This window comes from Oscillospiraceae bacterium, from assembly GCA_022483045.1.
GTDB lineage: Bacteria > Bacillota > Clostridia > Oscillospirales > Acutalibacteraceae > Caproicibacterium.
Genome location: JAKVOA010000002.1, coordinates 302,501 through 320,987 on the forward strand (window position 1 = coordinate 302,501; position 18,487 = coordinate 320,987).

Below are 18,487 nucleotides of genomic sequence, written 5' to 3' on the forward strand. Positions count from 1 at the left end.
ATTTCTCGTGTCCGGCGGTACTCTGGATACAGCTGGCTACTTCCCCTTTTCGCTTACGTGGTTCTCACACTCTTTGACCGGCCTTCCCAGACCGTTCAGCTAAGGTTTCGCATGCGTGTTGCTGTCCGAACCCCGAAAGTATTGCTACCCTCGGTTTGGCCTCTTCCGCGTTCGCTCGCCACTACTAGCAGAATCTCATTTTGATGTCTCTTCCTCGCCCTACTTAGATGTTTCAGTTCAGGCGGTTCCCCCCATGCAGCTATTGATTCACTGCACAGTGACTGGATATGTTTCCAGCCGGATTGCTCCATTCGGATGTCTTTGGATCAAAGCCCGCTTACGGCTCCCCAAAGCTTTTCGCAGTTTGCCACGTCCTTCTTCGGCTCCCAGTGCCAAGGCATTCCCCTTGCGCTCTTTGTAGCTTGACCATGTGTTTCTTTTGGTTCTCTAAAACTCGTAAAATTGCAAAATTGTAGTAATTTTTTTAAACTTTACTTGATATCGTTTTTCGCATTCTTTTCTTTATTCAGTTTTCAATGTACAGCTGGGGTTTCCCCCTCTGGTGGGCTTAAGTGGACTCGAACCACCGACCTCACGCTTATCAGGCGTGCGCTCTAACCGGCTGAGCTATAAGCCCATTTCCCGGCTTTCCGGTTCTCACCAGAAGCCCTTGGTGGAGATAAACGGGATCGAACCGTTGACCTCCTGCTTGCAAAGCAGGCGCTCTCCCAGCTGAGCTATACCCCCATACTGGTGGCTTTCTTTCCCTTCCACCACTTTGAGACTCTTAGTTTCCCAAGACCCTCAAAATTAAACAACGATCGACAAGCTTTTGATCCGACCGACCTAGGATTTCGCCTAGCTTGTTTCATCTAAGCTTACTCTCCATAGAAAGGAGGTGATCCAGCCGCACCTTCTGATACGGCTACCTTGTTACGACTTCACCCCAGTCGCCAATCCTACCTTCGGCAGCGTCCTCCTTGCGGTTAGACTACTGACTTCGGGTATTACCGGCTCCCATGGTGTGACGGGCGGTGTGTACAAGGCCCGGGAACGTATTCACCGCGGCATTATGATCCGCGATTACTAGCAATTCCAACTTCATGCAGGCGGGTTTCAGCCTGCAATCCGAACTGAGACCGCTTTTTGAGGTTCGCTCCGCCTCGCGGTTTCGCTGCTCTCTGTTTACGGCCATTGTAGTACGTGTGTAGCCCAGGTCATAAGGGGCATGATGATTTGACGTCGTCCCCACCTTCCTCCGTTTTGTCAACGGCAGTCCTGCTAGAGTGCTCTTGCGTAGCAACTAACAGTAAGGGTTGCGCTCGTTGCGGGACTTAACCCAACATCTCACGACACGAGCTGACGACAACCATGCACCACCTGTCTCTACTTTCCCCGAAGGGCACCTTATGCATCTCTGCTTCGTTAGTAGGATGTCAAGACCTGGTAAGGTTCTTCGCGTTGCTTCGAATTAAACCACATACTCCACTGCTTGTGCGGGCCCCCGTCAATTCCTTTGAGTTTCAACCTTGCGGTCGTACTCCCCAGGTGGATTACTTATTGTGTTAACTCCGGCACGGAAGGGGTCAGACCCCCCACACCTAGTAATCATCGTTTACAGCATGGACTACCAGGGTATCTAATCCTGTTTGCTACCCATGCTTTCGTGCTTCAGCGTCAGTTAAAGCCCAGTAGGTCGCCTTCGCCACTGGTGTTCCTCCCGATCTCTACGCATTTCACCGCTACACCGGGAATTCCACCTACCTCTACTTCACTCAAGCTGAACAGTTTCAATTGCAGGCTATCGGTTAAGCCGATAGTTTTCACAACTGACTTGCTCAGCCGCCTACGCACCCTTTACACCCAGTAAATCCGGACAACGCTCGCTCCCTACGTATTACCGCGGCTGCTGGCACGTAGTTAGCCGGAGCTTGCTGCTTGGGTACCGTCATTATCGTCCCCAAGTACAAAAGTTTACAATCCGAAGACCGTCTTCCTTCACGCGGCGTTGCTGCATCAGAGTTTCCTCCATTGTGCAATATCCCCCACTGCTGCCTCCCGTAGGAGTCTGGGCCGTGTCTCAGTCCCAATGTGGCCGTTCAACCTCTCAGTCCGGCTACCGATCGTCGCCATGGTGGGCCTTTATCTCACCATCTAGCTAATCGGACGCGAGTCCATCTTACAGCGGATTGCTCCTTTGATTACAAAGCCATGTGACTTCGTAATATTATGCGGTATTAGCGTCCGTTTCCAGACGTTATCCCCCTCTGTAAGGCAGGTTCCTCACGCGTTACTCACCCGTCCGCCACTAAACTTTCTACCGAAGCAAAAAGTTTCGTTCGACTTGCATGTGTTAGGCACGCCGCCAGCGTTCGTCCTGAGCCAGGATCGAACTCTCTAAAATATGCTATCTAAACGCCTTTCGGCTGTCTAAATCAATTTCAGAGCTTTCGTAGCTCTCTTTGATACGCTTGCGTATCTTGCTTGTTGTTTTTTTGCGAGTCAACTTCTCGCCATTCCTCTCGGAATTTTCGGGTCCGTTACTTGTCTTTCGTTGTTTAATTTTCAAGGTCCTGCATCTCCGCTTTCCTTGCTCCCCTCTGCTTTCTGTGGGGCGCCTCTCTTGCGGCGACTCATATATATTACCACTGCATTCCCCCTTTGTCAACTCCTTTTTTCACTTTTTTTCGCTTTTTTTAAATTCTTTTTACGCTTGTGCACATGAAGTGTCTTTTTCCGGGCACAATTTTTGTAAAAGGAGGATCTACATGAAAAAAGCAGGTATTACAGCATGGCGTGTGCTGATTGTCATTCTTGTCGCTTGTGTTGCATTCGGGGTAGCTTCTCAGTACAGTCAAAGCACACAAACCCTTTCCCGCGTAGGGTCAAGCGGAGCAGAGGTCACAAAGATCCAGACAAAGCTGAAAAGTCTCGGCCTTTATACCGGCAAGACTGATGGCATTTACGGCAGCTCTACCAGAAAGGCTGTTGTTACCTTTCAGAAACAGCAGGGCATTACTGCTGATGGGGTTGCCGGCAGCCAAACTCTAAAGGCCCTCGGCCTTGGCGGCGGCTCGGCCAGCGCGGCGACCGGCGGCCTTGGTAAGTACTCCAGTAATGACGTAAAGCTTTTGGCAACTATCATCTCTGCCGAAGCGCGGGGTGAACCCTATGAGGGGCAGGTGGCCGTTGCGGCAGTTATTCTCAACCGCATTGATCACCCCTCTTTCCCCAACACCCTTGCCGGCGTTGTCTACCAGCCGGGAGCTTTCAGCTGCCTGACAGATGGCGGTGTCAATGCCGCTGTGGCGGATTCCGCTTACAAAGCAGCACGTGATGCCATTAACGGCTGGGACCCCTCCAACGGCGCAATTTATTACTACAACCCCGCCAAGAGCACAAACAAATGGATTTTCTCCCGCCCGACCATTACCGTTATCGGCAAGCACCGTTTCTGCTCCTGAGTGAAGAAGACGAAAGGTACCCGCTAAAACAAAGCTGGGTACCTTTTTTCATACATATTATTATACAGAAGGTTCTACAGCAGAGAGTCCTCTTCAGGCCTGCTTTTCGTCGTCCGGCTTTTTCCAGAAATTCACCGGCTCATACTCCTGCAGCTTCGCAAGGAAACCCAATTCCTGCAGCTTTTCCTGAATCAGGTCCAATGTCTGCTCATCCTCTGCGACGATAGTATGATAATGGTACCCTGAAGTTACATTCATCAATAGGCTGGACTTTCCGCTCTTTATTTTTTCTACAAATCCTTTTACATCCCTGCGGGAATGAATATTGATATCCGCCCGCACAACACCGTATGCTTTGTGGTAAACAAAGACATCCTTTACCCAGCCGCCCAGGTCAACGACAGCGTCAAGTTCCTTTTCGACATCTTTTTCATCGTGAAAAACTTTTAGGATGCGGCTGCACTCCTCTTTTTTGCGAATCACATATCCTTTGTTTGTAGAATAGACCGCAATATTCTGCGCCCTCATCAGAGCAATATCCTGTACAATGACCTGACGGCTGACAGAAAGCTGCCGTGAAAGTGCCTGCCCGGACAGGGGCACCGCGCTGTTCTGCAGTAATTCTGCAATTTTTTGTCTGCGTTCTCCGCCATTCATGTAAAAAGTCCGTCCTTTCCTATAAATCAAACTGCATGTAAATGTTTCATGGAAATATCCATAATCGGGGCGGCGTACGTCAGTGCACCGCTTGAAATATAGTCTACACCAAGGTCCCTTAGTTTTGCAATGTTTTCACGGTTAACATTTCCCGAAACCTCGACCTCGGCCCGGCCGTCAATCCACGCGACGGCTGTTTTCATTTCCGCATGGCTCATATTGTCCAGCATGATAATATCGGCCCCGGCCCCGATCGCTTCCTTTACCATCTCTAGGTTTTCGACCTCGACCTCAATTTTGCGCACAAAGGACGCGTATTTTTTCGCCATGGTGACCGCCTGCCTTACACCGCCGGCGGCACCGATATGGTTGTCTTTTAAAAGGACACCGTCAGAAAGGTTGTAGCGGTGGTTGTTTCCCCCGCCAACCCGTACAGCGTATTTTTCAAAGATGCGGTTGTTGGGCGTTGTCTTGCGGGTATCCAGCAGCTTTGTTTTGGTGCCCTCTAAAAGCACCGCAACAGAATTGGTATAGGTTGCAATGCCGCTCATGCGCTGCAGATAATTGAGCGCTGTCCTCTCGCCGCAGAGCAGTGCACGGATATCCCCGTAAATTTCGGCCATTGTCTGCCCTTTCTGTACCCGGTCGCCGTCTTTTGCGTGAAAATCCACATGGCTTGCCGGGTCCAGCAGAGCAAAGACGCGCGCAAAGACCTGCAGGCCACAGATAATGCCGTCCTGCTTGCAGATAAGGTCCACCTCTCCCTGCTTTGCTGCCGGCATAACGCTGTTGGTAGACACATCTTCGCTGGTGATATCCTCTTTCAGGGCACTTAAAAGCAACGGGTCTACGCTGAGCTTCATGGTCACTTCGTCGAACATATTGTTTCCTCCTGCGTCTGTGGTTTTCCTTAAGCTGTACGGGCTAATTTGTCCGCTTTCTGTATCTCTCGCTGTACAGCATCTTTGTACACTTGGTCCAAAGCCTTTTCATCGCTGTACGCAGAAAGGTCGGCAGAAGCCAAAACCTTTTCCCGCTGTGCCTCGGCATCCGCAGGAACCCTGCCGTTGTTTTCTGAAATTTCGCGGGCCGCACGCTTGGCAAAGACCAGGCTTTCCAGCAGGGAGTTGCTGGCCAGGCGGTTTTTGCCGTGCACACCGTTACAGGCGGTCTCACCCACTGCGTAAAGGCGCTCCATCGAGGTTCTGCTCTGATAGTTTACCTGTATGCCTCCCATATAATAATGCTGTGCCGGCACGACCGGAATACATTCTTTAAAGACATCATACCCCATTTCCGTGCAGTGTTCAATGATATTGGGAAAATGGGCGCGCAGTTCATCGGCGGGTATGGTGCGCAGGTCTTCCCACACATGGGCAGTATGGTCTTTTTCCATCTGGGCATAAATAGCATTGGTCAAAAGGTCGCGCGGAAGCAGCTCATTTACAAAGCGGTGCATCTCCTTATCATAAAGCTTTGCGCCCTCTCCGCGCACGGACTCGGAAATCAGGAAACTGCGGTCCTCTTCATTTTCGCTGTAAAAGGTGGTCGGGTGAATCTGCACATAGTTGACATTTTTCAGCGCAATGCCGTGCTTGATGGCAATCGCCACGCTGTCGCCGGTCAAATGGCGGAAATTGGTGGAATGGCGGTACAGCCCGCCGATGCCGCCAGTCGCCAGCACGACATCCCCCGCCTCAACAACTTCGGGGGCTTGGTCCTGCTGTTTGATGACCGCGCCGCAGCAGGTATTGTCTCCCTCAAGAATATCCAAAAGGCGCGTGTAGGTCAGAAGCGTCACGTTCGGCAGCTTTTTGACCTGCTCCAGCAGGCAGCTCGTGATTTCTTTCCCCGTAATATCCTCATGGTACAGAATGCGTTTATGCCGGTGTGCACCCTCTCGGGTAAAAGCAAGGCTGCCGTCGGCGTTGCGCTTAAAGTCGACGCCATAGCTCAGAAGGTCTTTCACCACGTCCTGTGAAGAGTGAATCATGATTTCCACTGATTTTTTGTCGTTCTCATAGTGTCCGGCTTTCAGTGTATCCTCAAAGTAGCACTGGTAATCCGACTCGTCTTTCAGCATACACATGCCGCCCTGCGCGAGAAAAGAATCGCTGCTTTCCAGATCAGACTTGGTAATCATCAAAATCTTTTTGTCACGCGGCAGATGCAGCGCACAGTAAAGCCCCGAGCAGCCGCAGCCCACAATTAAAACATCCGTTTTCATTCTTTTATACCCCTTTCTGTACAGACACACTGTGCATTATCCGTTTGCAAGCTCCAGCATTTTATCGAGCGGCTTGAGCGCTGCCTTGCGCAGGTCATCATCTACAAAGACCTCGTTGGTCTCGTTTTTCAGGACATCATAAACCTTTTGCAGCGTGACCTTTTTCATATTGACACAAATCTGCGGTCCCCGGACCGCATAGAACTTTTTATCTGGGCAGCTGTACCGAAGGTTGTGCAAAACGCCGAGCTCTGTCCCGATAATAAATTCTTTTCCGGCGCTGTGCTCCGCGTATTTGATAATGCCCGCTGTGCTGCCGATATAGTCGGCCTCATTTAAGACCTCTGCTGTACACTCCGGGTGCGCGAGGAACTCCGCCTTGGGGTGTTCTTTTTTTGCCTGCAGGACATCTTCTTTGGCAATTGACTGGTGCACCGGACAGAAACCGGGGTGCAGAATGATATTTTTATCCGGAACTTGTTCTTTTACATAATGGCCGAGGTTGCCGTCCGGTATGAAGTAAATATTCTTGTTTGGCAGTGCCTTTACAATCTTGATGGCATTTGAGCTGGTCACGCAGACATCCGAGCAGGCTTTCAGAGCGGCTGTCGAATTGATGTAGCACACGACCGCCAGGTCATCGTATGCTTTTCTCACTTTTGCAACATCTGCCGGGTCTGCCATGTGGGCCATGAAGCAGTCCGCAGCAGCGTCTGGCAGAAAGACGCGCTTGCCGGGATTTAAGATTTTGGCGCTTTCCCCCATAAAGGAAACACCGCAGAAAATAATAGAGTCCGCGCTTGTAGAGGCGGCCACCTTGCTCAGAAAAAAGGAATCACCAACATAGTCGGCAATCTCCTGCACCTCATCTACGACATAGAAATGCGCGAGTATCACTGCATTTTTTTCTTTTTTGAGTTTTTCTATTTCATCAGCCAGCATATCTCTCTGACCTCCCAATGATTTTGCATGTAAGTATACTCCTTTTCTTTACAAGTGACAAGACACATGTAAGTACTTTTTTATATTTCTGTATTTTTATCATCTGTACGCAAAGAAAAGGCTCTTGTTTTGTGCGCTCCGCTGTAAAATTCCGTTTTTTACATGCAAAAACAGATTTTTCCGCGCTGCCGCTCTTTCGCTTTTGAAAAACAGGCATAAAAAAGCCCGGATTGCTCCGGGCGTAAAAAAGAATAGCCTATCGGTAAGTACAAAAAAGCCGCTGCAAAACTGCAGCGGTTCTAAAGATTCAGGACTGAAAGGCTTTGAACTTTTCGGTAGCGGCTTTCTGCAGAGCAACGCTGTCGCTGTCAGACAAAGTATCTTTGTACACCATCATATACTTGCCGTTGTCGCTCAGGCAGGCAGAAATTTTCTTTTCAAACAAGGTAAAGCTGCCGGTCGACTTCACTTCATCCAGCACTTTCTTTGCCGTGGTGCTGGGGTTGGCCGCGTCAAATTCGTAAAGCTCAATGGTAATGGTCTCTTTTTTATTCACGGTTTTGGTATAGCGAAAGCCGCCCTTTGCGCCAATCATCTGATACTCCAGCTGAACACCGCTGCCCTCAATATAGCCGCAGGCATTCATATAGTTGCCAAGGCCCTTTAGGTTGTCTGTGTATTTTGCCGGGTCTACACTGGCGGTGGAACTGGCCGCCTGAGAAGAAGCTGCAGAAGAAGCCGCCGAGGAAGCCGCGCTTTCTGTACCAGAAACCGGTACATTACCCGGCCCGCACGCCGCACACGACAGCACCAGCACAGCCGCAGCCGCAAGGATGAGTGCCTTTTTCATAGTAAACCTCCCGCTGTCTTTTGCCATATAGTAGAAAAACCGCTGCAGAGAGCGGTTTTTCCGGTTCGTTCTTACAGCAAAAGCTGCTTTTTTGGTGGACACGAGGGGACTCGAACCCATGACCTCTCGCGTGTGAGGCGAGCGCTCTTACCAGCTGAGCTACGCGTCCACAGTTGAACAATAATAAAAAGAAATAAGTGGTGACCCGGACGGGATTCGAACCCATGAACCCGCCGTGAAAGGGCGGTGTCTTAACCGCTTGACGACCGGGCCATAATGGTAGCGGCAATAGGATTCGAACCTATGACACTTCGGGTATGAACCGAATGCTCTAGCCAGCTGAGCTATGCCGCCACAAATGGCGCTTCGCACGTTGCGAAGCGCTTATTATTATAGCTGAAATGGACTTGCTTTGTCAAGGCTTTTCTGAAAGAATTTAGTAAAAACAGAAATTCTGCAATGCTGTTTTCCGCTTTCCTGCAAAAAGCGCTTTACTTTGCCTGGTGGCTGCCGGAATCTTTCAACAGGACATCATGCGCGCCCCCCTCGACAATACTGACACTCGAGACCAGCGTCAGTTTTGCTTTCTTCTGCAGCTCGTGGATAGTCAATGCGCCGCAGTTGCACATAGTAGATTTTACTTTGTACAGGGTTGTCTCTACATTGTCCTTTAAGGCGCCGGCGTACGGCACATAAGAGTCTACGCCCTCTTCAAAGGAAAGCTTTTTCGCACCGCCCTGGTCATAGCGCTGCCAGTTGCGGGCACGGTTGCTGCCCTCGCCCCAGTACTCTTTCATATACTGCCCATTGATATTGACCTTATTGGTCGGGGACTCATCAAAGCGGGAGAAATAGCGGCCCAGCATGACAAAGTCGGCGCCCATAGCCAATGCCAAAGTCAGGTGATGGTCATAAACAATGCCACCGTCAGAGCAGATCGGCACATAAATGCCGGTTTCGGTATAATACTCATCGCGGGCCTTTGCTACATCGATAACCGCTGTGGCCTGCCCGCGGCCAATGCCCTTGGTCTCGCGGGTAATGCAGATAGAGCCGCCGCCAATGCCGATTTTTACAAAGTCTGCACCGGCCTCTGCCAAAAAGCGAAAGCCGTCGCCGTCTACAACATTGCCCGCGCCCACTTTCACAGAGTCGCCGTAGTTTTGGCGTATCCACTCGATGGTCATCTTCTGCCAGTCGCTGTAGCCTTCAGAGGAGTCAATGCACAAAATGTCTGCGCCGGCCTCCAGCAGGGCCGGTACGCGCTCTTTATAGTCGCGGGTATTGATGCCGGCGCCGACCATATAGCGCTTCTTGTCGTCCAGCAGCTCACAGGCGTTCTCTTTATGGGCAGAGTAGTCTTTGCGGAAAACAAAATAGCAAAGTTTGCCGTCTGCATCGACGACCGGCAGCGCATTCAGCTTATTTTCCCAAATAATATCGTTGCATTCGGAAAGGGTGGCACCCATTGGGGCAGAGATAACCTTTTCAATCGGCGTCATAAACGTATGGACCTGTGTGTCAACAGACATGCGGCTGATACGGTAATCGCGACTGGTGACTACACCCAGCAGCTTGCCGGTGCCGGTGCCATCGTCTGTTACTGCCACTGTAGAGTGGCCTGTCTTCTTTTTCAGCTCCAAAATATCCGCCAGGGTCTGGTCCGGCTTAATGTTGGAGTCACTCGGCACAAAGCCGGCTTTATAGGCTTTTACGCGGGCAACCATAGCGGCTTCCTGCTCAATGCTCTGAGAGCCGTAAATAAAGGAAAGGCCGCCCTCTTTCGCCAGCGCCACCCCCAGGGTGTCATTGGAGACTGACTGCATAATGGCCGAGGTCATGGGAATATTCAAAACGATGTCCGGCTTTTCCCCTTTTTTAAACTTTGTGATAGGGGTCTTCAGGCTGACATTGTCCGGTATGCACTCAGCAGAAGAGTACCCAGGCACCAGAAGATACTCATTGAAAGTATGGCACGGTTCTTTGAAGTAAAAAGCCATTTGCTTACATCCTCCATTTTTTTGTTTTATTTTTTGTTCTGCACACAGCAGGGTGATAAAAAGGAAGCCGTTAAAAACGGCATTGTTGCACGCGGTTTCAACAGCATTGGCAGTACGAAATTTCATATAAATTTATTGTACATTATAACACCCGCAAAAGCTGATTTCAACACAGGCCGCGCCTTGTTTTGTGCTTTTTCGGGATTTTTTCAGTTTTTCGCTGAAAAACGGAAGAAATGCCGCCTTTTCTAGTGATTTCTCCATTTTACTTTCTTTCAGCATTGCACTAATGCGGAAAAGCTGCGAATCCCCTGTTTGCGCCCAGAAAGCAAAAATCCATTTTTGCGCCGTTCCCCCTGTATCTGCAGCATATCGCCCAACACGGCTTCTGCCATGTAGCTGATATGCACCTGCTGCCAGGCACGGTACTCTTCCGGCAAAAAGTCCTCTACAATATCGCCGTAAATTGTGTTGGTCAGGTGGTGGTTCATATCCAGGTCGCTGTAGCGCACCGGGCGCTCACCCAAAAGCGGCAGGTCCTCATTCACGCGAATCTTTGGCACCTGCTTTTCCTGTGGAACGATATTATCCGGAAAAACATTGTATTTGAAAATTGCTTTCTGCGGGCGCAGCGGACGGTGGGTCTTGCTGTCGACACAGACACTTGCCTGCATAATATCGGCGACCTTTTCCTCCCCGCTGTAAAACAGAAATTCGCGGTAAAGGTGAACCCCAACCGCACCCAGTGCATTGGTGACAATGCGCAGCTGTTCGTTGCGCACCGGCATACGCTGCAGCCTGACCGAATTTTCTGTAATCAACAGGACAATGCCGTCTTGCAGCATTTTTTCATATCCAAGCCCAACCTGGTCCATGTGCTCTTCGCCGGTTTCCTGCTCCATACGCAGCAGCGCGGAAAGGCGCATTTTGCCGCTTGCACCAATCTGATGGCTTTCTACCCGTACGGTCCGCTCAAAGCCGGCCGACTGAGAAGCCCCAACCGTTTTCTGCATTTGTTCATCCTCCTTTTGACATTTTAAAACAGGGCTGTCACGCCGCGCCCTTCTTTGGCACAGACAAGACAGCCCTGAAACATTCTGCTTTACCGGTCTGTCAAAATTCGCCTGCTTCCTTTAGTCTTTATCAGGCCGAATGACATCAATCCCCATATACGGGCGCAGTACTTCCGGCACAGTTACACTGCCATCCGCATTCTGGTACTGCTCCACGATAGCGGGCATGACACGCGAAGTCGCCAGACCAGAGGCATTCAGTGTATGCACAAAGTGCAGCTTGTGGTCAGCATCACGGTACTTGATGTTGCCGCGGCGTGCCTGATAGTCCCGTGCATTCGACGCAGAAGAAACTTCTTTATAAATGCCCATAGAGGGAATCCAGACCTCTATGTCATAGGTGCGCGCCATAGAGAAAGAGCAGTCCCCTGCAGCCAGGCGGCTGACACGGTAGTGCAGGCCCAATTCCTGTACCAAACGCTCTGCCTTGCCAACCAATTCCTGGAATGCGGCGTCGCTGTCCTGTGGTTTCGTGTACTGCACCATTTCTACTTTATTAAACTGATGGCCGCGAATCATACCGCGCTCTTCGCTGCGGTAAGAGCCTGCCTCCCGGCGGTAGCACGGGGTATAGGCAATGTACTTGCGCGGCAGGTCTTTTTCGGTCAGGATTTCATCGCGATGCAGGTTGACCAGCGCTGTCTCAGCGGTGGGCAGCAAAAATTTCTTTTCGCTGCTGGTTGGGTTCTGAATCCAGTACACTTCATCGCTGAATTTCGGGAACTGGCCCGCAACATAGCCGCACTCATAGCCGAGCATGTGCGGCGGCAGAATCAATTCATAGCCATCGGAAAGATGTTCATTGATAAAGAAATTGAGGATTGCCCACTCCATGCGGGCACCCCAGCCGCGGTAAATCCAGGCACCGCTGCCCGCGATTTTTGCGCCGCGCTGATAGTCGATAAGGCCCAGGCTTTCGCACAGGTCTACATGGTTTTTCGGCTGAAAGTCAAAAACCGGCTTCTCTTTGAAGTAGTGATCGGGAATATTGTTTTCCTTGCCGCCGGCCTGTACATCCGGGTCAGGCAGGTTTGGCAGAGAAAGCATCAGCGTTTTCTGCTTGTCGTTAATCTCCTGCAGCTTTGCGTCCGCTTCCTTTACCTCGCCGGAAAGGGCTTTCATGCGGGCCAATACCTCAGAAACGTCGCCGCCGGCTTTTTTAATTTTTGGAATCTCTTTGCTGACAGCATTTTGCTCTGCCTTTTTGCTTTCGACTTTTCCGGTTGCTTCACGGCGCTCTTTGTCCACTGCAAGGATCTCGTCGACCACGCTGTCGAGGTCCATTTCCCGCTTTTTAATGGCCGCTTTGACAAAGTCCGGTTTTTCCCGAATGAGCTTAATGTCTATCATCGTTGATTTCTCCTTTGCAATACCTCTGCATATATAATCTTAAAACAGTTTTTTTCAGTATGGACAGAAAATTCTTTATTCAAACTGCTTGAGCAGTTCTTTTAAGTCATCTTCCCCGCTAAACTCAATGTGCAGCACGCCTTTTTTGCGGTTTCCGGTCACTTTTACGCGGCGGCCGAGCTGCTCATGCAGGGAAAGCGCCGCCTCATCATAATAGGGAATTTCACGGCGCAGGCTGCCCTCTTTCGGTTTCTCTGTTATTTGTCTTGCCAGTTTTTCCAGCTGCCGCACGGTCAAGCCGTCTTTGATACAGCGCAGCGCCATTGGCAGCTGCTGTTCTTCTGGAAAAGCGAGCAGTGTGCGCGCTTGGCCGGCAGTCAATTTATCCTGCTGCAGCAGCTCCTGCACCTCTTTAGGCAGGCGCACCAAACGCAGTGCATTTGCAATCGCCGGGCGGGATTTTCCCACGCTGTCGGCTACCTGCTCCTGCGTCATTTCATAGGCATCCATTAAGGCCTGATACCCCTGTGCTTCTTCCAGCGGATTAAGGTCTGCACGCTGCAGGTTTTCGATCAATGCCATTTCCATGACCTGCTGGTCGGAAAGTTCCCGCACCAAAACCGGCACCTGCTGCAGGCCCGCCATGCGTGCCGCGCGCCAGCGGCGTTCGCCGGCAACAATCTGGTAGCCACTTTCATCTCTCAGCGGCCGCACAAGCAGCGGCTGTAAAATGCCGTGCTTGGTGATGGACTCGGCCAGCTCGGCCATTTCTTCTTCGTCAAATTTGCGCCGCGGCTGGCTGCGGTTTGGTTCCAGGTCATTGATATTGACCACAATAGAGGAGTCAGCGTCCTCAGTATCGTTTTCCGCAAAAATTGCATCCAACCCCCTGCCAAGGCCTCTTTGTTTTGAGGACAATCTTTTCACCTCATCTTTCGTGTTTCTGAATCAGTTCTACAGCCAAATCGTTATAAGCCTTTGCGCCCTTGCAGCTGCCGTCAAAGTACTGAATCGGCTGGCCAAAGCTGGGCGCTTCACTTAAGCGCACCGTGCGCGGAATGACCGTCTTAAATAGGGAATCCGCAAAATGCTTTTTTACTTCATCCACGACCTGCTGGGTCAGGTTCAGCCGGCCGTCGTACATGGTAAGCAGCACTCCCTCAATTTCGAGGCCGCGGTTAAACTGCCGCTTGACCCGGCGCACGCTGTTCATCAGCTGGCTTAATCCCTCCAGTGCATAAAACTCGCACTGAATGGGAATTAAAACGCTGTCTGCCGCAATCAGCGCATTGGTGGTGATAAAGCCGAGAGATGGCGGGCAGTCTATCAGAATATAGTCATACTGGTCTTTCACCTGCACCAGTGCCCGCTTTAAAACGCTTTCGCGATGGGGTTTGTCTACCAGCTCAATCTCAGCGCCCGCCAAATCCAGTGAACTGGGCAGCAAAAAAAGGTTGTTAAACTCCGTTTTGCATATAACCCGCTCTGCTTTTTCGTCACGAATTAAAACATCATATACAGAAAGCTTCAGCTTTCGTCGGTCTATACCAACACCGCTTGAGGAATTGCCCTGTGGATCGGTATCTACCAAAAGCGTCTTTTTCCCGGCTGCACCCAGCGCCGCCGCCAAATTGACCGCCGTGGTTGTCTTGCCCACGCCGCCTTTTTGGTTTGAAACAGCAATGACACGGCTCATGCACAGGCTCCTCCTTCTCTTTTACAATATGTTTTATTATACCACGGAAAAGGCCCTAAAGAAAGAGGAGAATGTTGTTTCACGTGAAACAATGCTTTGCTGTACAAAAAAAGGACCTGCTTTGCAGCAGACCCTTCTTTTGCAAATGATTGCGGAAAAATGATAAGAAAATAGGATTTCTTGTAATCGTAATTGATAGTGTCAAGCTGGCTTTTTGTCTTCTTCCCTTTTAGGAATGCGCACGACCCACTCAAGGTATTCTTCTGTTTCGGTGTGGTAGCTTTCCGCTTCCACGCCTGTGCGCCGCAGAGTAGACACCGCATGCTGAATGGTGTTGCCAAAAATACGCACATCTTTGATAACCGGCATTTGCTTTTGGCGGTGTTTGGGCTCTTCTTTAAGCAGCTTGCTAACCAAAGCGTCAGTCTGCTGCACATTCATGCTGTTTCGCAGAATCAACCCCAGCACCTTCTTCTGTTCATCCGGGTCTTGCAGGCGGAGCAGAGCACGTGCGTGGCGCTCGGTCAAGTTGTTTTCCAAAATGCACTTGCGAACGCTTTCCGGCAGCTTTAGCAGCCGCAGTTTGTTTGCCACTGCGGATTGACTGCGCCCCAGTCGGGCAGCGCACTCTTCCTGCGTAATTTCCCACTCTTCCATCAATCGACGAATCCCCTCAGCTTCTTCAAACATATTCAGGTCTGCGCGCTGCAGATTTTCGGTCAGCGCAAAGATTGCGCTTTCCCTGTCGCTGCAAGATGTAATAAGAACCGGCACTTCGCGCATGCCCAAACTTTTGCAGGCGCGCAGGCGGCGCTCGCCGGCAATCAGCTCATAGGTTCCGCCGGAGCGCCGGCGCACAACGATTGGCTGCAGAAGGCCATTGGAAGCAATGCTGTCTGCCAGTTCTTTTAAGTCCTGCGCTTCAAACGTTCGGCGCGGCTGAGAAGGATTTGGCCTGATACTATCAATCGCCAGTTTTACAATGTGCTGTTGTCCCAGCATGTTTCCTCACCCCTCGCTTGTTCTATCATAGCACTATGGCTCTGTATGATTTTGTTGAAAAGTGATGGGTACAAAAGAATTTTTCACCGGCAAAGTGAAAAACAGCAGAAAAAAGCAGCCGCTTTCCACTAGAAAATCGGCTGTTGAAAGTCTGGTGGGAAACTGCTGTAACGCACTTATTTACTGGATTTTTTATGTGGAAAACTTACAGTGGCTGCTTCTTGATTTTCTGCATTAGGCGCGGATATTTGTTGGGGCAGGGCGAAACACGGCGAATCATAAGGAATACGCGTTTCTCGCCATTTGGCAGCAGATAGGTTTCGTTTCGCTGCACTTTGCCGCCGAGCGCCCGCAGCGCATGTGTGGCTGCGGCAAGTTCGCCCTCTCCGGCAGGGCCTTTCCATGCACAAAAGGAACCACCGACTTTGACAAAGGGCAGGCAGTATTCACACAGCACCGGAAGCGGCGCCACTGCTCGCGCAAAAGCAAAGTCAAACTGCCCACGCAGTTTTGCATTACGTCCCGCTTCTTCTGCGCGCCCATGCACAAAGTCAGCTTTCACCTGCAATGTTTCACAGATATCCTGTAGAGCGGTCAAGCGTTTTTGCAGACTGTCGAGCAGCGTCAGCTGCATCTGTGGCACGGCAAGCTTCAGCGGTATACTTGGAAATCCCGCACCGGTGCCAACATCAATGCAGTTCTTTTTCTGCAGCTGCATCCACTGCAGCGGCCAAAGAGAATCCAAAAAATGTTTTTGCAGAAATTCCTGCGGCTGGGTAATCGCTGTCAGGTTCAGCTTTTGGTTCCACTCTAAAAGGGACTCCATATATTGCTGGAACTGCCGGCTCTGTTCTTTTGAAAGGGAAATGCCGCACTGCGCCGCACCTTGCTGCAACTGTGCTTCGATAGATTCCATTATGGTTTCTCCTTTGTCAGCCAAATCAACAGGACGCTGATATCCGCCGGACTCACACCGGAAATGCGGCTGGCCTGCCCGATATTTGCCGGCTGTACATGATTCAGCTTTTCCTGTGCCTCACTGCGCAGGCCGGTGACCTCTGTGTAGTCAAATCCCTTGGGCAGCAGCTTTCCTTCCAGCCGGCGCATTTCGGCGATGTCTGCTTTCTGCCGGCGGATATAGCCTTCATATTTCAACTCTATTTCAACATTTTCAAAAACTGCATCTGGGTAGGCGGGCCTGTCTTTGTCGATTGGCGCAAGCGCTGCATACGTAAGCTGTGGGCGCTTGAGCAGCTCTGACAGCCGCACACCAGACTGCACCGGCGTTGTTTCACGTGAAACAAGAATCTGATTGAGTGCTTCACTAGGCGGGAAAACTGTACTTTTGGCGCGCTGCATTTCAGTTTTTTTCTGTTCTTCTTTTTCTTGGAATCTCTTCCACCTATTATCTCCAATTAAACCAATTTTACGGCCAATCGGTGTCAAACGCTCGTCGGCATTGTCCTGCCGCAGCACCAGGCGGTATTCGCTGCGGCTGGTCATCATTCGGTAGGGGTCTGTAACCCCTTTAGTTACAAGGTCATCTACCAATGTGCCGATGTAAGAACTGGCGCGGTCTAAAATCATCGGCTCACGGCCCTGCACTTTAAGCGCCGCATTGATACCCGCAACAATGCCCTGGGCGGCAGCCTCTTCATAGCCAGAGCTGCCGTTAAACTGACCTGCGCCGTAAAGTCCCGGCTGGCTGTGGAACTCAAGCGTGGCATCCATCTGCAGCGGGTCAACACAGTCATACTCAATCGCATAGGCACAGCGCATAATCTGCACATGCTCAAGCCCTTTAATCGTATGATAAAACTGCAGCTGCACCTCTTCCGGCAGGCTGGAGCTCATTCCCTGCAGGTACATCTCTTCCGTATGCAGCCCACAGGGTTCAATAAACAGCTGGTGCCGCGGTTTGTCGCGGAAACGCATGATTTTGTCCTCTATACTGGGGCAGTAACGGGGCCCAATGCCGGAAATGCGGCCGCTGTAAAGCGGGCTGCGGCCGATGTTTTTCAGAATCACGTCTTTTGTACGGTCATTTGTCCACGAAACATAGCACACGGATTTGTTTTTTCCGGGCGCCAAAGTATCGTAAGAAAACGGAATGACCGGCTCGTCGCCTTTTTGTACCTGTAAATCAGAAAAATCAATGCTGCTGCGCAGTACGCGCGCCGGGGTGCCTGTCTTAAAGCGGCGCAGCTTCAGGCCAAGCTTGCGCAGCGGCTCGCTGAGAAATCCGGCAGGGAACATGCCGTCCGGTCCGCTGTCGTAGCTGACCTCACCGACATAAATACGCCCACCCAAAAAAGTACCGGTCGCCAGCACAACCGCCTTGACAGTGTACACAGCGCCCATACGGGTCACGATTTCCCATTCATCACCGGCACGGCGAAGGTCTACAACCTCTGCCTGCTTGAGATACAGGTTTTCTTGCAGCTCCAGTACATGCTTCATCGTTTCGCTGTATCTGCGGCGGTCAATTTGGCAGCGCAGGGAATGCACAGCCGGCCCTTTGCCGAGGTTGAGCATACGGCTCTGTAAAAAGCAGGCGTCGGCTGTGCGGCCCATTTCCCCGCCAAGGGCATCAATCTCGCGCACCAGGTGCCCTTTTGCTGTGCCGCCAATGCTCGGGTTGCAGGGACAGTTGCCCACCGCATCTAGATTGATTGTAAAGACCAGTGTCGAGCAGCCCAGCCGCGCACTGGCAAGGCCGGCCTCAATGCCGGCGTGTCCGGCGCCGACCACCGCCACGTCGTATCTGCCAGCAGTATATTCGTGTTCCATCATGTACTCCTCCGCTTTTGCAAGTACCGCATTTTTTGATATAAAGTATCGAAAGATTGTGCTCTTTATTGTAAGGCGTGCAGGCTTTGTTTGTCAAATTCTGTTTTCACCGCAAAAACGGCAGCGGAAAAAATTCCGCCGCCGTAAAAATGCTTTGATTGCTTCCCTGCTACCGAGACATGCCCACAGCAGGCATTGCAGTACTTTCAGTTTTTGGGTACTTTCTATCTGCCCGCTGTCCGTCTGGAATTTTTAAACGCAAAATATGAAAAGCGCTTTTACAGGAATTGTACCAAACATCGCTGTACCCAAATGCCGCGGGGTCCTTCCGTATAGGCATATGCAGTATTCCCGCTGCTGTGGTACGGGTACCGTCCAGGGGACTTTGCTGTGCAATGCGCTTCAAATTTTCAAGCCGCTTCTTCTTATAGCCCGC

14 protein-coding genes, 5 tRNA genes and 2 rRNA genes (1 of these 21 only partly in view) are annotated in these 18,487 nt (G+C 51.1%); 1 reads left to right on the forward strand and 20 read right to left on the reverse strand.

Annotation, left to right across the window (positions count from 1 at the left end):
* The 4 genes from LKE53_10290 to LKE53_10305 all read right to left on the reverse strand — a co-directional run.
* Positions 1 to 428 (reverse strand): 23S ribosomal RNA (locus LKE53_10290) (it extends 2,404 nt beyond the left edge of the window).
* 132 nt (positions 429 to 560) lie between these two features.
* Positions 561 to 637 (reverse strand) — tRNA-Ile (locus LKE53_10295).
* Between the two features lie 34 nt (positions 638 to 671).
* Positions 672 to 747: transfer RNA gene (locus LKE53_10300), tRNA-Ala, on the reverse strand.
* 144 nt (positions 748 to 891) lie between these two features.
* A 16S ribosomal RNA gene (locus LKE53_10305) occupies positions 892 to 2,404 on the reverse strand.
* The 16S and 23S rRNA genes sit together here with 2 tRNA genes alongside, the layout of an rRNA operon.
* A gap of 364 nt (positions 2,405 to 2,768) precedes the next feature.
* Here LKE53_10305 and sleB point away from each other — a divergent pair.
* A complete protein-coding gene (gene sleB, locus LKE53_10310; GenBank protein ID MCH3973129.1) occupies positions 2,769 to 3,464 on the forward strand; it encodes a spore cortex-lytic enzyme in 696 nt (231 codons plus the stop codon).
* A 93-nt stretch (positions 3,465 to 3,557) separates the two neighbouring features.
* On the opposite strand, the gene LKE53_10315 is transcribed toward sleB, so the two are convergent.
* The 16 genes from LKE53_10315 to mnmG all read right to left on the reverse strand — a co-directional run bounded on the left by LKE53_10315 (position 3,558) and on the right by mnmG (position 18,054).
* Entirely contained in the window at positions 3,558 to 4,121 is a 564-nt protein-coding gene (locus LKE53_10315) for a transcription repressor NadR (protein MCH3973130.1), read from the reverse strand.
* Positions 4,122 to 4,147: 26 nt separating this feature from the next.
* A complete protein-coding gene (gene nadC, locus LKE53_10320) occupies positions 4,148 to 5,002 on the reverse strand; it encodes a carboxylating nicotinate-nucleotide diphosphorylase (protein ID MCH3973131.1) in 855 nt (284 codons plus the stop codon).
* Between the two features lie 29 nt (positions 5,003 to 5,031).
* The gene (locus LKE53_10325; protein MCH3973132.1) at positions 5,032 to 6,348 is read right to left on the reverse strand and encodes an L-aspartate oxidase; all 1,317 of its coding nucleotides are present in this window, start codon (positions 6,346 to 6,348) and stop codon (positions 5,032 to 5,034) included.
* Between the two features lie 36 nt (positions 6,349 to 6,384).
* Positions 6,385 to 7,290 (reverse strand): quinolinate synthase NadA, encoded by a 906-nt coding sequence (gene nadA, locus LKE53_10330; protein MCH3973133.1) that lies wholly within the window; start codon positions 7,288 to 7,290, stop codon positions 6,385 to 6,387.
* 307 nt (positions 7,291 to 7,597) lie between these two features.
* Complete coding sequence (locus LKE53_10335; GenBank protein ID MCH3973134.1) at positions 7,598 to 8,140, reverse strand: hypothetical protein; 543 nt, start codon at positions 8,138 to 8,140, stop codon at positions 7,598 to 7,600.
* Between the two features lie 92 nt (positions 8,141 to 8,232).
* Positions 8,233 to 8,309: transfer RNA gene (locus LKE53_10340), tRNA-Val, on the reverse strand.
* 29 nt (positions 8,310 to 8,338) lie between these two features.
* A tRNA-Glu gene (locus LKE53_10345) sits at positions 8,339 to 8,413 on the reverse strand.
* Between the two features lie 4 nt (positions 8,414 to 8,417).
* A tRNA-Met gene (locus tag LKE53_10350) sits at positions 8,418 to 8,494 on the reverse strand.
* 137 nt (positions 8,495 to 8,631) lie between these two features.
* Positions 8,632 to 10,140: an IMP dehydrogenase gene (locus LKE53_10355; protein MCH3973135.1), complete on the reverse strand. Its 1,509-nt coding sequence runs from the start codon at positions 10,138 to 10,140 to the stop codon at positions 8,632 to 8,634.
* Positions 10,141 to 10,415: 275 nt separating this feature from the next.
* Positions 10,416 to 11,153: a thioesterase gene (locus tag LKE53_10360; GenBank protein ID MCH3973136.1), complete on the reverse strand. Its 738-nt coding sequence runs from the start codon at positions 11,151 to 11,153 to the stop codon at positions 10,416 to 10,418.
* A 120-nt stretch (positions 11,154 to 11,273) separates the two neighbouring features.
* Positions 11,274 to 12,563, reverse strand: coding sequence for a serine--tRNA ligase (gene serS / locus LKE53_10365; GenBank protein ID MCH3973137.1), 1,290 nt, complete (start codon positions 12,561 to 12,563; stop codon positions 11,274 to 11,276).
* A 75-nt stretch (positions 12,564 to 12,638) separates the two neighbouring features.
* Positions 12,639 to 13,448, reverse strand: coding sequence for a ParB/RepB/Spo0J family partition protein (locus LKE53_10370; protein ID MCH3973138.1), 810 nt, complete (start codon positions 13,446 to 13,448; stop codon positions 12,639 to 12,641).
* Between the two features lie 43 nt (positions 13,449 to 13,491).
* A complete protein-coding gene (locus tag LKE53_10375) occupies positions 13,492 to 14,259 on the reverse strand; it encodes an AAA family ATPase (protein MCH3973139.1) in 768 nt (255 codons plus the stop codon).
* A gap of 201 nt (positions 14,260 to 14,460) precedes the next feature.
* Positions 14,461 to 15,261: a ParB/RepB/Spo0J family partition protein gene (locus LKE53_10380; protein MCH3973140.1), complete on the reverse strand. Its 801-nt coding sequence runs from the start codon at positions 15,259 to 15,261 to the stop codon at positions 14,461 to 14,463.
* A 205-nt stretch (positions 15,262 to 15,466) separates the two neighbouring features.
* Complete coding sequence (rsmG, locus tag LKE53_10385; protein ID MCH3973141.1) at positions 15,467 to 16,177, reverse strand: 16S rRNA (guanine(527)-N(7))-methyltransferase RsmG; 711 nt, start codon at positions 16,175 to 16,177, stop codon at positions 15,467 to 15,469.
* Positions 16,177 to 18,054 (reverse strand): tRNA uridine-5-carboxymethylaminomethyl(34) synthesis enzyme MnmG, encoded by a 1,878-nt coding sequence (gene mnmG / locus LKE53_10390; GenBank protein MCH3973142.1) that lies wholly within the window; start codon positions 18,052 to 18,054, stop codon positions 16,177 to 16,179. The genes rsmG and mnmG overlap by 1 nt, the downstream gene beginning before the upstream one ends.
* Positions 18,055 to 18,487: the final 433 nt, after the last annotated feature.

Coding starts and splice junctions, on each gene's coding strand:
- LKE53_10360 (MCH3973136.1), bottom strand. CDS start 11,153: ATGCAGAAAACGGTTGGGGCTTCTCAGTCGGCCGGCTTTGAGCGGACC.
- nadC (MCH3973131.1), bottom strand. CDS start 5,002: ATGTTCGACGAAGTGACCATGAAGCTCAGCGTAGACCCGTTGCTTTTA.
- LKE53_10325 (MCH3973132.1), bottom strand. CDS start 6,348: ATGAAAACGGATGTTTTAATTGTGGGCTGCGGCTGCTCGGGGCTTTAC.
- LKE53_10335 (MCH3973134.1), bottom strand. CDS start 8,140: ATGAAAAAGGCACTCATCCTTGCGGCTGCGGCTGTGCTGGTGCTGTCG.
- serS (MCH3973137.1), bottom strand. CDS start 12,563: ATGATAGACATTAAGCTCATTCGGGAAAAACCGGACTTTGTCAAAGCG.
- rsmG (MCH3973141.1), bottom strand. CDS start 16,177: ATGGAATCTATCGAAGCACAGTTGCAGCAAGGTGCGGCGCAGTGCGGC.
- mnmG (MCH3973142.1), bottom strand. CDS start 18,054: ATGATGGAACACGAATATACTGCTGGCAGATACGACGTGGCGGTGGTC.
- LKE53_10315 (MCH3973130.1), bottom strand. CDS start 4,121: ATGAATGGCGGAGAACGCAGACAAAAAATTGCAGAATTACTGCAGAAC.
- LKE53_10380 (MCH3973140.1), bottom strand. CDS start 15,261: ATGCTGGGACAACAGCACATTGTAAAACTGGCGATTGATAGTATCAGG.
- sleB (MCH3973129.1), top strand. CDS start 2,769: ATGAAAAAAGCAGGTATTACAGCATGGCGTGTGCTGATTGTCATTCTT.
- nadA (MCH3973133.1), bottom strand. CDS start 7,290: ATGCTGGCTGATGAAATAGAAAAACTCAAAAAAGAAAAAAATGCAGTG.
- LKE53_10355 (MCH3973135.1), bottom strand. CDS start 10,140: ATGGCTTTTTACTTCAAAGAACCGTGCCATACTTTCAATGAGTATCTT.
- LKE53_10375 (MCH3973139.1), bottom strand. CDS start 14,259: ATGAGCCGTGTCATTGCTGTTTCAAACCAAAAAGGCGGCGTGGGCAAG.